This is a genomic window from Streptomyces aidingensis (genome assembly GCF_900112355.1).
GTDB lineage: Bacteria > Actinomycetota > Actinomycetes > Streptomycetales > Streptomycetaceae > Streptomyces > Streptomyces aidingensis.
Window position 1 is genome coordinate 214,114 of the sequence record NZ_FOLM01000008.1, and the last position, 13,043, is coordinate 227,156.

At 72.2% G+C, this 13,043-nt stretch carries 13 protein-coding genes; 6 read left to right on the forward strand and 7 right to left on the reverse strand.

Annotated elements, in window-relative coordinates:
• Positions 1-22: 22 nt before the first annotated feature.
• From BM242_RS30310 to BM242_RS16345, 5 genes are all read right to left on the reverse strand, one after another.
• Positions 23-274, reverse strand: coding sequence for a P-loop NTPase family protein (locus BM242_RS30310; RefSeq protein WP_245834156.1), 252 nt, complete (start codon positions 272-274; stop codon positions 23-25).
• Positions 271-1,362, reverse strand: coding sequence for a hypothetical protein (locus tag BM242_RS16330; protein ID WP_093839565.1), 1,092 nt, complete (start codon positions 1,360-1,362; stop codon positions 271-273). The genes BM242_RS30310 and BM242_RS16330 overlap by 4 nt, the downstream gene beginning before the upstream one ends.
• Positions 1,359-2,804, reverse strand: coding sequence for a protoporphyrinogen/coproporphyrinogen oxidase (locus BM242_RS16335; RefSeq protein WP_093839566.1), 1,446 nt, complete (start codon positions 2,802-2,804; stop codon positions 1,359-1,361). Before BM242_RS16335 ends, BM242_RS16330 begins: the two co-directional genes overlap by 4 nt.
• A gap of 122 nt (positions 2,805-2,926) precedes the next feature.
• Positions 2,927-3,286, reverse strand: a complete 360-nt coding sequence (locus BM242_RS29460; RefSeq protein ID WP_093839567.1) for a hypothetical protein — start codon at positions 3,284-3,286, stop codon at positions 2,927-2,929.
• Positions 3,279-3,749 (reverse strand): ATP-binding protein, encoded by a 471-nt coding sequence (locus tag BM242_RS16345; protein WP_139238346.1) that lies wholly within the window; start codon positions 3,747-3,749, stop codon positions 3,279-3,281. The genes BM242_RS29460 and BM242_RS16345 overlap by 8 nt, the downstream gene beginning before the upstream one ends.
• 201 nt (positions 3,750-3,950) lie before the next feature.
• Here BM242_RS16345 and BM242_RS16350 point away from each other — a divergent pair, with 201 nt between their 5' ends.
• From BM242_RS16350 to BM242_RS16370, 5 genes are all read left to right on the forward strand, one after another.
• On the forward strand, positions 3,951-4,820 hold the full coding sequence (locus BM242_RS16350) for a helix-turn-helix domain-containing protein (RefSeq protein WP_093839569.1): 870 nt from the start codon (positions 3,951-3,953) through the stop codon (positions 4,818-4,820).
• On the forward strand, positions 4,817-5,035 hold the full coding sequence (locus tag BM242_RS16355) for a DUF397 domain-containing protein (protein ID WP_093839570.1): 219 nt from the start codon (positions 4,817-4,819) through the stop codon (positions 5,033-5,035). Before BM242_RS16350 ends, BM242_RS16355 begins: the two co-directional genes overlap by 4 nt.
• A 313-nt stretch (positions 5,036-5,348) precedes the next feature.
• Positions 5,349-5,729: a hypothetical protein gene (locus tag BM242_RS16360; protein ID WP_093839571.1), complete on the forward strand. Its 381-nt coding sequence runs from the start codon at positions 5,349-5,351 to the stop codon at positions 5,727-5,729.
• Positions 5,726-5,974: a type II toxin-antitoxin system RelE family toxin gene (locus BM242_RS16365; RefSeq protein WP_093839572.1), complete on the forward strand. Its 249-nt coding sequence runs from the start codon at positions 5,726-5,728 to the stop codon at positions 5,972-5,974. The genes BM242_RS16360 and BM242_RS16365 overlap by 4 nt, the downstream gene beginning before the upstream one ends.
• A 112-nt stretch (positions 5,975-6,086) precedes the next feature.
• Complete coding sequence (locus tag BM242_RS16370) at positions 6,087-7,190, forward strand: TniQ family protein (protein WP_093839573.1); 1,104 nt, start codon at positions 6,087-6,089, stop codon at positions 7,188-7,190.
• Positions 7,191-7,297: 107 nt separating this feature from the next.
• Here the strand turns inward: BM242_RS16370 and gabT are convergent, their stop codons facing one another.
• Together gabT and BM242_RS16380 are read right to left on the reverse strand one after the other, a co-directional pair.
• Complete coding sequence (gene gabT / locus BM242_RS16375; RefSeq protein WP_093839574.1) at positions 7,298-8,698, reverse strand: 4-aminobutyrate--2-oxoglutarate transaminase; 1,401 nt, start codon at positions 8,696-8,698, stop codon at positions 7,298-7,300.
• Between the two features lie 152 nt (positions 8,699-8,850).
• Positions 8,851-10,416, reverse strand: a complete 1,566-nt coding sequence (locus tag BM242_RS16380) for an ABC transporter ATP-binding protein (RefSeq protein ID WP_093839575.1) — start codon at positions 10,414-10,416, stop codon at positions 8,851-8,853.
• A gap of 199 nt (positions 10,417-10,615) precedes the next feature.
• Here BM242_RS16380 and BM242_RS16385 point away from each other — a divergent pair, with 199 nt between their 5' ends.
• The gene (locus BM242_RS16385; protein WP_093839576.1) at positions 10,616-13,000 is read left to right on the forward strand and encodes an ATP-binding protein; all 2,385 of its coding nucleotides are present in this window, start codon (positions 10,616-10,618) and stop codon (positions 12,998-13,000) included.
• The last annotated feature ends 43 nt before the right edge of the window (positions 13,001-13,043 follow it).

Sequence of the window (13,043 nt, forward strand, 5' to 3'; positions counted from 1 at the left end):
AAGGGCAGGTCGAGCCAGATCGTCAGCTCGGCGCGGTGAAGCAGTTCTCGGCGATGTCGCCGCCGTAGTTGCCGTCCGCGATCCACTCCTCCTGGGCGAGGGCCTGCCGGACTCGCGTGCGGAAGGCCGCGGCCGGGGCCGGGGTCCAGTTCGGTGTCCAGAAGAGGGCGTCGAGGTCGAGATGGGGCAGACCGGTGTGGGCGGCGATCGCCGCGGCGAGGGTGGACTTGCCTGCCGCGACCGGTCCCACGAGGGCGATCCGCCGGGGCGTCATGGCAGCCTCCTCGCGATGGCGTCGGCGACGCGTTCCAGCAGGTGTGGGGTGTGCACTCCAGCGGTCAGCGCCATCACCGGGGCGCGCGTGACCAGCCGGTCGATGAGAGCGCCGGCCCGGTGGCGCAGTTCCCCCACCGGGCGGGTGCGCCTGGCGAACCAGGGGGTCAGCCAGTCCTCGTCATCGGGGGTGCAGCAGACCGAAGCCAGCGCGGCTGTGGCCTCGGCGGCGGGAAAGCTGATCCTGATCTCGTGATCGTCGTTGGTGAGGCGGGGCAGGACGATCAGCCGCAACGGGGCCTCCTCCCGTACCCGTGCGCCGAAGGCGTGGGCGAAGTCCTGCGGGGTGCAGGAGACCTTGCGCGGGCTGCCGAACACTCCCGGCGGTCTCCGGTGCGGCGGCAGGCCGTAGCCGGGGCCGAGCGCGGCCAGGGTGCCGCCGGCGATGCGGACCGAGAGCGGGATGCCGACGACCGAGGCGGCGCCGCCAGTCACGGCGGCCCGGTCGGAGGCGATCAGGTCGGCCCGGCAGCGGGCGGCCAGCGCGGTGAGCACGGTGGTCTTGCCCGCGCCGGAAGGTCCGGCGACCAGCACGCCGTGACCGCCTACGGCCGCGGCCGAGGCGTGAAACAGGGCCCAGCCGCGGCTCTCCGCGCAGCGCATCGCGACTTCGCGGATCATCCGCAGCAGGTAGCGCTCACCGCGGTCGGCTCCGGCATCCAGCACGATGTGCAGCCGACCGCGCGCCTCGCGGGCGAACATGTGGTCGGCGGGCAGGCCCGAGCCGGGGGCGGGCCGCCACCAGGTCACCTCGCCTACCGCCTGCTGCACATACCTCTCCCCGCGGAACGGGGTGAGGGGCCGGGCGGGCAGAGGGGCCAGGCGCATCATGCGGTCGCGGAACAGCTCCTGGCTGTGGTGGACCCGGATCGTGGTGGGGCGTCCACAGGGGCAGGTGGGGGCCGGGGCCAACTCGGGGGAGAAGTTGAGCAGGTGGACCATCTGGTGGACCCGGAAGCCGGGGTCGGCCTTCACGGTGAACCCGTGCCCGGCGAACGGCACCACCCCGCAGGCGCTGGCCGCGCTCACAGGCCCGCCGCCTTCGCCGCCGGGGCGGATACGGCCGGCAGGGCGGTGAGTTCCTCGGGGGCGCCGGTGACCAGGCGGCGGGCGATGTCGATACCCATCTTCACCGCGTGGTCCATGTTCCCGATCTCGTACCGCCAACTCCCGAACCGGCCCCGGGGGAAGATGCCCCGCTCCTCCAGCCACGGCACTACCTGGGCCAGCACCGTGTCACGCTCGACGGTGGGCACCGGGTAGGCGTAGGGGATCATCTCCACATGCGCGCTGACGGCCTCCGCGCCGTCGGGGACGAGGCCGCAGCCGCGCAGCCCCCGCTCGCAGCAGCGGATCAGCTCGGCCACGTCGATCTGCGTGCCCGGCCGGAGAGCCGTTTCGGTCATCCACCCGCTGAACCGGTCGGTGGCGGCACCGGGGACGTTGGCCGGGGCGTACTTGGAGAAGTTCGTCGCCCGGTAGAAAGGCACGTCCGGTTGTGGGAAGTACAGCCAGGAGCGCTCGTCAGTGGTGGGGGAGGCGAAGCCCAGGCCGACCATGGCCACGGTCGTGTGGCGAAGCCTCCGGGCCGCTGCCCGCACACGGGTCGGTGCCCCGGTGGTCATCGCGGTCAGCTGGTCCAGCGGTGTGGTGGCCACCAGGTGCCGGTAGCCGATCCGCCGTCCGTCGCCAAGGACCACCCTCCGGGTGGCCTCGTCGATGGCCTGCACACGGGCACCAGTACGGACCCGGCCGCCGAGACGGGAGGCCAGGCGCTGCCAGATCGCGCCGGTGCCGCCACGGGCGGGGAAGGCGAAGGTGGCGTTCGGGCCCCACCGTCCTTCCGGCCGGGTGGTGCCGGAGAATGCGGCCAGGACCTCGTCGGGGTCGATCGGGGCGACGCGCTCGGCTACCCAGCCGCTGGCCATGTCCTGAAGCGGTGTGGCCCACACCTTCGTGTTGTAGGGGGCGAAGAAGCGGTCCACCAGGGCGGCGCCGTAGGTGGCGTCCAGCCAGGTGGCGAAGTCGGCGCTGGGCGACAGGGAGGGCGGGCGGCAGGTGGCGTCCAGCAGGTCGCGCAGGCAGGCGTGGGCGTCCGGCTCGGGCAGGGGGTGCAGGTGCTGCTGGAAGGGGTAGGGCACCCACCGGTCGCGGAAGCGGATGAACGACGAGCGGTCATGGTGCAGCAGCTCGCCCGGCGTGAACAGCTCGGCCAGCAGCCGGTCGAACTCCCCGAAGTGGGAGAACACCACGTGCCCGCCCAGGTCCCAGGTGAAACCGGCCGGGTCGGTGACCGAGGACGCCAAGCCGCCGCATGCGGCGGCGGCTTCCAGCAGGACCCAGTCGTCGTGGCCGAGGCGGGTCAGCTCGTCAGCGCAGGCCAGGCCGCAGGGTCCTCCACCGAGGATCACGACGGAGCCGGGGCCGGACGCGGCAGAGCTGGACGCGGGCGTGGAACGAATGAGGGGCATGAGGCGTGCTCCCTTAACAACGGACGGTAATGACTGTGGTGTGCACGCCCCCGGTGACCGGGAAGGAGCAGGGCACTCGACTGAGCACCTCGCCCCTCACCAGCCCCGGGGGGAGCGCTTGTTCAGGACGAAGCGGTGTCGTCCGGCGGGGCCGGGCGGCGCCCGGGGCCGTACAGCAGCTCGCCGAGCGGCACGGTGCTGGCCGGGTCGGAAAGGGCCAGCACCGCCTGCTGAAGGCGCTGTGGGTTCGCGCCGAGGTGATCGACGGCGGCCTGGGTGAGCTCGCGGGCCAGGCTGCTTTGCAGATACGCCTCCCACCGGTGTTCGGTGACGGCGACGACTAGTGCTTCCAGGGAAGTGAAGACCTTGCGCCGCATGGTCTGCTTCGGCCCGGCACCAAAGGTCATCCACACCACGACTTCGCCGCTGTCCTCGCGGTACTCCACCCGGAACGGCATCGCGCTGGCGGAGGAGTCAGACACACCGACCTCCTGGTGCGTAGGGCAGGTGGCACACGATCTGCTTCCCCAGCGGGGTAGCCACCACCCGCCAGCCGGGCGCCAGGAGGTCCACCAGGCCAAGGCCCCGCCCGGACTCCGCCTCCGGATCGTCCAGAGCGACATGGGCGGACTGCGGCAGCCGGTCGGCCTCGGGGTCGTGGACCCTCACCCACACTCCGGCGGGACCGGCCTCGATGTCGATAACCACCGGAACCCCGTCGCCGCACACCCGCACACAGTTCCCGATCAGCTCGGAGGCGACCAGCAGGACGTTCTCCCGCGTCTCCGCATCCGCCCCCGCCTCGCGAAGCGTCTGCGCCGCCAGCGCCCGCACCATCCGCAGCCGTTCGGCACTGGCGTTGATGTAGAGGGAGAAGCCCCCCGGAAGCGGCCTTAAGTAGCCGTCGCTCACCGGGGCGGCCTGCTGTGGGGACAAGACGAACAAGACCGCCTCCAACCTGCGGCAACACCGGCCGCACAGCAGTGGGTCAGTCGCATCAGGTGACGTCACATCAACTCGTCAGCGACTCGCTTCCCTTGAGGATGCACCCCAATGCCCAGTGGTCGCAAGATTTCCACCTGACTCGAAAGAGTGATTCCCTCTTGGGGTTCCTCTTTCGGCTGCGGTGGGTGCGAAACTTCCGCCATGCCCAACTCACCAGTCGTGCCGACCATCCGGCGCCGCCGCCTCGGCTCCACGCTGAAGCGTCTGCGCAACGACGCCGGGCTGACGTTGGATGAAGCAGCCACCGCCGTGGGATGGAAGGCGCCGAAACTGTCGAAGATTGAGAACGCGGTTCAGTCGGTCCGTCCGGCTGATGTGACCAACCTGCTCAAGGCGTACGGGACAAGTGATCCCGAGGTGTTCACGGCTCTGGAGAGCCTGGCCAGAGACGCCAACAAGAAGGGCTGGTGGCAGACCTACAGCGGAGTCGTGTTCCTGCCGTACGCGGACTACATCTCGCTGGAGACCGACGCAGAACAGATCTGGGAGTGGTCCCCGCTACTGGTGCCCGGCCTGCTCCAGACCGCCGCCTACGCCCGCGAGACCATCGGCGGTGCGACCACGTCACGCACACCAGAAGAGGTCACGTCGCTGGCTGAGGTCCGGCAGGCCCGACAGGCGATCTTGTCCCGGCCCGAAGGTCCACCCGAACTCTGGGCCATCATCCACGAAGCAGCGCTTCACCAGCGCTTCGCTGTCCGCCCGACCACCATGCGTGACCAGCTGCGTAGGCTGCTGGATGTCTCCGAGATGCCGAACGTCACCGTTCAGGTCATGGCGCTCGACTCCACGGTCCACCCGGGCCTTGTCGGCGGATTCAGCCTGGTCCACTTCCCTGGGCCTATCCCGAACGTCGTACTGCTGGAGAATGTCATGGGAGCCACCTACGTGGAGGACGACAACGACACCGCACACTTCACTAAGGCGTTCGAGCGCATCCGCGCCGCCGCGCTGCCGGTGGAGGACTCCCTCGCATTGATCGCTCGGCTAGAAGAAGGACACCGGAAGTGAACACACCAAGGGCGGAGCTACACGCGCATGATCTCTCCGCCGCCGTCTGGCGCAAGGCCACGGCCAGCGGCCCGGAGAACAACTGCGTGGAGGTCACCGACCTCCCCAGCGGCATCGCCGTCCGCGACTCCAAAGACACCAGCCGCACCGCGCTGCGGTTCACCGCCGAGCGGTGGACCGACTTCCAGCAGGCCCTGACAACCGGGCTGCTCTGACCAGAAGACCGACCGGAGGACGGCGGCTGGCTTCCCCCGCCCATAACAGGGGAAAACAGCCGCCGCACCCCCTACCCCTACCCCACGGACACCTGTTCTTAGCCCGCTCCCCCTGTCGGCCGACGACTGGCTGAGTGTTCATCCCTCCGGTCGGACGGGGTCGCCGGTAGCGGCCTTGACCGGAAGAGTGTCGTGTTCACCTGCCACCGCTGTCCCCAGAACCAAGCCCGATGCCTGCTCCGCCGCGGCAGCCTGCTCAGGACAGGCCAGGCGCTCTTGCCGGTCGGCTTCATGCTGTGCGACGGTTGCGCGCATGGACCCCGCACAGTTCGACGGTCATGTCCGCCAGGGGCCGGTGGACACCCTCTCCCTCGCGGACGCGGCGCGGCAGCTGGACGCGATCGCGCGCTACGTAGCCCAGACCCGGGACGACCTCGCCCAGCGCGAGAAGGACGGCGACCCGCCGGCCCTTGACGCTGAGAAGGCACTGGCCTTCGCTCACGAGGCCAAGGCACTGTCGCTCACTGACGCCACCGGCGAGACTGTCGCGGTCGTCGTCTCCCCGGCCGTCCTCGAAGTTCTGGAAGACGCCCTCGGGCTGCTTCAGGGAGAACTTGACCGGCAGCGCGGCACCGCCGCCCCGGTGACCACCGAGGAGCTGCGGGACCAACTGAAGGGGCGGATGACCTCATGAGCCAGGTCATATGGGAGCGGGCCGCGAAGAACGCCCTGACCCGGTACACCAAGGACGACCCGGCCGGGGTCGACCAGGTCCTGGACAGCGTCAACCTCCTGCCGCGCGACCCCCGCCCCTCTGGCGCACTGGACTGCGGCGGAGGCAAGTACCGCATCCACGTCGGCCGCTACCGCGTCTGGTACACCATCCGACAGAACAAGCCCGTCGTGATCGCCATCGACCTCGTCGGCCGCGTGCGATGACCCTCCCCTCCGCACCACCCACATGCCGCCGGGACCTCCCGACCCAGCGCCAGTGAACAACCGGCGCAGCAACCTCCGCGTCCTCACCACCGGCCGGAAGCGGCCACGCCGGATGCCCAGTGTCCCGGTGCCCTTCCCCGGCGAGTCCCTCGCCAGCTGGGTGGACGCCATCGCCTTGCACACCGAGATCCCCCGGAAGACTCTGCTGCGCGACTACTGGGGCCTGCCCCACGGACCGGCCCACTTCCCTCACGGCATGCCCGATGGCCTGAGCGACGACGACCGCGAGCACATCGCCGCAGCCACTGGCGTACCGACCGAGGACCTCATCGGCATGCAGCTCGGTCGCTACACCGACCAGCGCATCCCAGCGCTTCCCTACAGCCACGATGGCGCATGGGAAGCAGAGGCCAGGCGTCACCTCAACAACATCCTGATCATCCGTCAATGCTCACGGTGGTGCCCACACTGCCTGAAGGACAACGGCGGCCGATGGCTGCTGCGCTGGCGCCTCGCCTGGTCTTTCGCCTGCGTTGAGCACCAGGTCTTCCTGTGCGGGCACTGCCCCTCCTGCGGCGACACTCAAGGTCATCGCGGACAGCCGCAAGCTCGCCTGCGCTGCCCTCGCACTCCCTCGCAGCGCCGCTCCAGCAGCTGGAAGTACCGCTGCGGGCACCCGCTCACCGAGACCGCCGCCACACCCATCACCGATCCACGCCTGCTGGAGATCCAGCAGAGCATCAGCCATGGCCTCGGCGACGGCTCACGCCCCGCCGTGCGATCGATCCGGCTGCTGTTCTATCACCCGCTCACGATGCACCTCATCGACCGGTTCCAGTCTCCGGAGATGTTCCACGAAGCTGATCCCGCACTCCGGTCCGCTAACAACGGGTCACGGATCCGCCGATCGTCGGCCTACCGCAGTGATGTCGATCCGCTGGTGTCTGCCAGCGCTCTCTACCTCGCGGACCAGCTCATCGCCTCCCCCGGCCGGGTCTCCCGGGCGAACGCCTTCGCGGACCTCGCTCATGCCCGCTGGCTCAGGGAGCAGGAGAAGGGAGTGCAGTACTTCGGCTATATGGGGGACGTACCCATGGAGTTTCCGCGCAGCGTACGGGACGTCCCGCCCTGGGTGACTGAGCCCCTGCACGCGCGGGGACTCCTCGCAGAGCGAACCCCAGCGGTGGCACCACCGCTGGGGTTCCGCGCTCAGTAACCCACCGTGACCAAGCAGGGCAGCCATGGCCTCACCGCGGCCGGCACTGAAATCTTAGGTGCGCTACTGAAGAACTCACTGAAAAGAATCTTGCGCTACTGAAATCGTCAGCGTCGCCCTACAGGGGCGGAGAGGGTGGCGAAGGCGGTCTCCAGGATGTCCAGGCCCTCCGCCAGCAGGTCCTCGCCGATCACCAGCGGGGGCAGGAAGCGCAGCACATTCCCGTAGGTGCCGCAGGTCAGCACCAGCAGCCCCTGGCCGTGGCAGTACCGGGCCACCGCGGCGGTGGCCTCCGGGTCCGGCTCCCGGCCGCCGCCCGGCCGGACCAGCTCCACCGCCAGCATCGCGCCCCGCCCGCGCACCTCGCCGATCGTCTCGTACCGCCCGGCCAGCTCCGCCAGCCGGGGCTTCATGATCTCCTCGATGCGCCGGGCCCGGGCGTTGAGATCCAGCTCCCGCATGGTCTCGATGGCGCCCAGCGCCGCCGCGCAGGCCACCGGGTTGCCGCCGTAGGTGCCGCCCAGGCCGCCGGCGTGCGCGGCGTCCATGATCTCCGCCCGGCCGGTGACCGCGGACAGCGGCAGTCCGCCCGCGATGCCCTTGGCGGTGGTGATCAGGTCCGGCACCACGTTCTCGTCCTCGCAGGCGAACCACTGGCCGGTGCGGCAGAAGCCGGACTGGATCTCGTCCGCCACGAAGACGATGCCGTGCTCCCGGGCGAACGCGGCCAGCCGCGGCAGGAAACCGCGGGCCGGCTCGATGAAGCCGCCCTCGCCCAGCAGCGGCTCGATCACGATCGCGGCGGTGTTCTGTGCCCCGATCTGCTTGCTGATCTGGTCGACGACCTGGGCCGCGGCCTCCTCGGCGCAGTGCTCGGGGCCGGTCAGCCAGCGGAACGGATAGGCCACCGGCACCCGGTGGATCTCCGGCGCGAACGGGCCGAAGCCGTGCTTGTAGGGCATGTTCTTGGCGGTCAGCGCCATGGTGAGGTTGGTGCGGCCGTGGTAGCCGTGCTCGAAGACCACCACCGCCTGCCGCCCGGTGGCGTACCGGGCGATCTTGACGGCGTTCTCCACCGCCTCGGCGCCGGAGTTGAACAGCGCGGACTTCTTGGCGTGGTCCCCGGGGGTGAGCCGGGCCAGCTCCTCGCACACCTCCACATAGCCCTCGTAGGGGGTGACCATCGCGCAGGTGTGGGTGAACCGGGAAAGCTGCTCGGCGGCCCGGCGCACCACCGCCTCGGCGCTGTTGCCGACCGAGGTGACGGCGATGCCGGAGCCGAAGTCGATCAGCGCGTTGCCGTCCACGTCCTGCACGATGCCGCCGCCGGCCCGTTCGACGAAGACCGGCATGACCGTGCCGACGCCGTCTGCCACGGCGGCCTGCTTGCGGGCCATCAGCTCCTGCGACTTCGGACCCGGGATCGCGGTGACGAGCTTGCGCCGCTGGGGCAGGGCGGGGCCGCCGGCCGGACCGGTCGGGGCGGGCACGGCGGGCGTGGTGGTCATGGATGCGTCTCCTCGGTGCGTGGCGGACAGGGCTCCGTTCCGCAGGCTAGGGCCGCACCCGCCCCCGGGACATGCACCGCCACGGCACACTCACCCCCGGCGACTTCGCCATGCCGTCCAGTGCCGTCCGGGGCCGTCCGGTGCCGGGGAGGTCAGCGCTCCAGTGCGGGCGGATGCGAGGCGGCCGGGCAGATCCGGGCGCCGTCCGCGTCGAACACATAGAGCTGGGCCAGATCCACCAGCAGCGGCACCCGCTGGCCGACGTGGATCCGGCTGTCCGCCTCGGTGCGCACCACCAGGCTGGCCGCCATCCGGGCGGCCGGATCGGGGACCGCGCCCGGGCCGGCCGCGGGCGGATCCGCCGGATGCTCCGCCCCGGCGGACCGCCGGCCGTGCCCGGCCCGCGAGCGCGGTTCGGGGCCCGGCGCCCGGTGCCGGGCGTCCGGATAGCGCTCGTGCTGGACATAGCCGCCGGTGTGCGGGAACGGTCCCTCCTCGGGGAGGTCGTCGAAGTCCAGGGTGGTCACCGCCGAGATGGTGCCGGCCCGTCCCCCGCCGCCGCCCGGACCGTGCCCCCGGTCGTGCGGCTCCCGGTGGGCCGCCGCCCGCCCGGAGCGGCCCAGCAGCCGCCCCAGCCGGCCGCCCAGCGGCCCCGCGGTGCGCTCCGCCTGCCCGGGCCGGCGGGCCGCCTCCAGGCCGGCCACCTCGGCCGGCCGGGCCCCGATGGCGACATGCACCAGCGACTCGTGCCCCTGGAACTCCACATGCTCCACGGCCCCGCGCAGCAGTGCCTCGCCGGGCCGGGCCTCCTGCGGCGAGGCGATCCGGACCGCCTCCGAGCGCAGGCCCACCGTGATGTCGCGGCCCAGCTGGACGCGCAGCAACTGGTGGTCGGCGCTGAGCGGTTCCGGCAGCAGCATCCGCTGGGTGCCGAAGTCCAGCGCCATCCGGCCGCCCATCGGGGCCAGCACCCGGGCCCGGAACAGATTGATCCGGGGGGTGCCGACAAAGGCCGCGACAAAGAGGTTCTCCGGGTAGCGGTAGACCTCCCGGGCGGAGCCGGTCTGCTGCACTTGGCCGTCCCGCATCACCACCACCCGGTCGCCCAGCGACATGGCCTCGGACTGATCGTGCGTCACATAGACGGTGGTGACGCCGAGGTGGCGGGTGAGCGCGGCGATCTCGGCGCGCAGCCGGTTGCGCAGCTTGGCGTCCAGATTGGACAGCGGCTCGTCCATCAGGAAGGCGGACGGGCGGCGCACGATCGCCCGGCCCATGGCCACCCGCTGCCGTTCGCCGCCGGAGAGCTGGCCCGGATAGCGGTCCAGCAGATCCTCGATCCCCAGGATGCGCGCGGTGTCGGCCACCGGACCGCGGTGGTCCATGTGCGGGTCCTCCATGCGCAGCGGGAACTCGATGTTCCCCCGCGAGGTCATGGTCGGATACAGAGCGTAATGCTGGAAGACCATGGCGAGCCGGCGCTGCCCGGGCGGAATGTCGTTGGCGTACTCGCCGTCCAGCAGCACCTCGCCCCCGGTGGGCTGCTCCAGGCCCGCGATCAGCCGCAGAACGGTGGATTTGCCGCAGCCGGAGGGGCCGAGCAGCACCACGAACTCGCCCGGGGCGATGTCCAGTGTCACGCGTTCGACGGCGGCTATTCGGCCCCGGTTCGCCGGATAGACCTTTGAGACTTCCCGCAAGGAGATGGCGCGCGTCATTCGGGATTCACCGCCGGTTGAAGCAAGTTGCTCGTGCTCACGGAGAGTAGCGCAGTGCACTCGTCCAGGGGAACGGGTCGTAAGGAATTTTCCGTCCGGAATCCGGTACTTGGCCCCGTACCGTCAACGGCGGCCCCCGGCCGCTAGATTGGGACGCCGACGTGACAGGCGGCCCGAGGGCTGGTCAGGGGGCGACTCGATGAGCACGGACGGCGGACCGGGACCCGTGACCCGGCGGGACGGCGACGGCCTCCCGCCGGTACCGCGCCATGATCCGGCGGCCGGACCCGCACCGGCCGCGCCGCCGCCGCTGGCGGCCTGGCTGCACACCCCCCGGCCGCCGGCCGGGCCCGGCATCTGGCGGCTGGGCCGGGTGCCCAGGCCGCCGCGGGACCCGGATCCGATCGGCGACCGCGAGCTGTTCGGCGGCGCCGCGCTGGCGGTGATCGCCGGGCTGCTGGTCTGGTCGCTGTACGCCAACAGCTATCTTCCGTTCCTGATCTGGCCGCTGGAGTGGCTGGGCTTCGGCTCCTGGGGCACCAGCACCCCCGGCATCACCGTGCTGTACCTGTGGGAGCTGCTGCTGGCCGGGCTGCTGGTGTGGATCTTCGGGCGGGCGGGGAAGCTGCCCCGGGTCTGGCGGCGGCTGCGGCCCGGCGTGCTGCGGGCGCTGCGCGCCGATCCGGGCGCCCCGGCCCTGCCGCGCTCCCGCACCCTGCGCGGCTGGCTGGCGGCGGTGGCCGCGGTCACCGTCTGGCGGCTGAGCTGGAACGAGGTCTGGGGATTCTGGCTTGAGCCGCTGTACGCGCTGGTCCCCGACGACTGGTGGGCCGGGCCGGACGGCGACACCACCCCGTATGTGATCGCCTACAACATCTACTACGCGCTCTACGCGGCGCTGCTGGCGGCCGTCTTCGGCCGGCTCGGCGACTGGCGCGGCGCCTGGGGGGCACTGCGCGGCGGGCGCGCCCGGGGTCCGGGGGCGGACGGTGACGGCGGCCCGGCCGGCGCCCCGGCCGGGGACCTGACCCGCTGGGAGCCGCTGCGGGCGGCGGGCGCGGCCGACGCCGCCGATCTGCTCGGCGAGGCGGCCCGCTCGGGCGCCATGTCCGACCTGGACTGGACCCGGATCGACCATGCCTGGCGGGGGGTGCGGGCCCGGCCCACCGCGCTGGGCGAGTTCACCGCCGAGGTGGCCGCGCGCGGCGCCGCCGCGTTCAGCCACCCCAGCGGGGACCGCGATCTGCCCGCCCGCACCGCGCGCCACGATCTGCTGACCCGCCAGGTGCTGATCGGCCGGGTCGTGGACGACGAGCGCAATCCCTATGCGGAGCGCGGCGAGGGGCTGGCGCTGGAGCCGGCCGTGCTGGGGACGTCGCTGCTGGCCGTGGGGCCGCCCGGGGCGGGCAAGACGGGACGGGTGATCCGGCCGGTCGCCGAGTCGCTGTGCCTTCAGGCGCTGACCGGGCAGGCGGCGGTGGTCGCGGTCGGCGAGGCCGGCGCCGGGCTCGGCCCGGACGCCGCCTTCGACATCATCGTGCGGGTCGGCTCCCCGGCCCCCGGCCACCGGCTGGACCTGTACGGCGGGGCCGGCTCCACCGACGCGGCGGCGGCGCTGCTGGCCGAGGCGCTGCTGGGCGGCGGGCGTCTCGACCCGGCCGAAGGGGCCGCCGTGCTGGCCCAGTTGATCGGCCCGTACCGGGCCGCCTACGGACATTTCCCCGGTGTGCCGGAGCTTCGCGCGCTGCTGGACGGGGCACCGGCGCTGCTGGCCACCCTGCGCGGGGACCTGGCCCACGCCGGGGCGTGGGACCAGCAGCGCGAGCTGGACGCCCGGGAGCGGCAGGCCGCCCGCCCGGAGGACATGGGGCGGCTGCTGGCCGACCGGCTGGCCGTGCTGGACCGGGCCGGCTTCGGCGGCGCACCGGCGGGGGAGCGGCGTACCCGGCCGTTCTCGCTGCTGGGCGCCCTGGAGCATCCGGTGCGGGCGCGCGTCGACCTGCCCGGGGCGGGCCACGCCGAAGCCGGGCGCATCCTGACCCGGCTGCTGCTGGCCCAGTTCACCGCGGCGGTCACCGCCCGCGGCGACCGCTCGCTCTTCGCCTGCCTGGTGCTGGACGACGCGACCGCAGCCGTCACCGAGGGCGCGGTGCGCGGACTGACCCGGCTGCGGCCCGCCAACGCGGGCGTGGTGCTGGCGCTGCGCTCGCTGGAGGAGGTGCCGGAGCGGCTGCGCACCGGACTGCTGGGCGCGGTGGGCTGCCGGATGGCGTTCTCCTCCCTCACCACCTGGGACGCCGAGCAGTTCGCCCGGGTCTGGGGCAAGGAGTGGCGGGAGGACCGGGATGTCACCAGCACCCCGGACCGCACCGGGGGGCTGCTGCGCCGCGCGGTGCGCGGGGTGCGCAAGGCGTTCACCGGGCGGGACGCGACGACCGAGACGGTGACCGTGCGGCGGGTGGAGCGGGAGCGGTGGCCGGCGTCGGAGCTGGCGCACCGGGTGCCGCCGCGGCACGCGGTGGTCTCCCTCACCACCGTCACCGGCGACCCCGGCCCGCCGCTCCTGGTCCGCCTCCATCCCTGAGCGGTGCCCTCCCCGCGCGCCGGTCCGCGGGCCGGGGGCCGGC

What these genes read in the sequence shown, in the direction of transcription:
- BM242_RS30310 (WP_245834156.1), bottom strand. Translation starts at nt 274, where the DNA reads ATGACGCCCCGGCGGATCGCCCTCGTGGGACCGGTCGCGGCAGGCAAG.
- BM242_RS16335 (WP_093839566.1), bottom strand. Translation starts at nt 2,804, where the DNA reads ATGCCCCTCATTCGTTCCACGCCCGCGTCCAGCTCTGCCGCGTCCGGC.
- BM242_RS16350 (WP_093839569.1), top strand. Translation starts at nt 3,951, where the DNA reads ATGCCCAACTCACCAGTCGTGCCGACCATCCGGCGCCGCCGCCTCGGC.
- BM242_RS16360 (WP_093839571.1), top strand. Translation starts at nt 5,349, where the DNA reads ATGGACCCCGCACAGTTCGACGGTCATGTCCGCCAGGGGCCGGTGGAC.
- BM242_RS16365 (WP_093839572.1), top strand. Translation starts at nt 5,726, where the DNA reads ATGAGCCAGGTCATATGGGAGCGGGCCGCGAAGAACGCCCTGACCCGG.
- BM242_RS16370 (WP_093839573.1), top strand. Translation starts at nt 6,087, where the DNA reads ATGCCCAGTGTCCCGGTGCCCTTCCCCGGCGAGTCCCTCGCCAGCTGG.
- gabT (WP_093839574.1), bottom strand. Translation starts at nt 8,698, where the DNA reads ATGACCACCACGCCCGCCGTGCCCGCCCCGACCGGTCCGGCCGGCGGC.
- BM242_RS16380 (WP_093839575.1), bottom strand. Translation starts at nt 10,416, where the DNA reads ATGACGCGCGCCATCTCCTTGCGGGAAGTCTCAAAGGTCTATCCGGCG.
- BM242_RS16385 (WP_093839576.1), top strand. Translation starts at nt 10,616, where the DNA reads ATGAGCACGGACGGCGGACCGGGACCCGTGACCCGGCGGGACGGCGAC.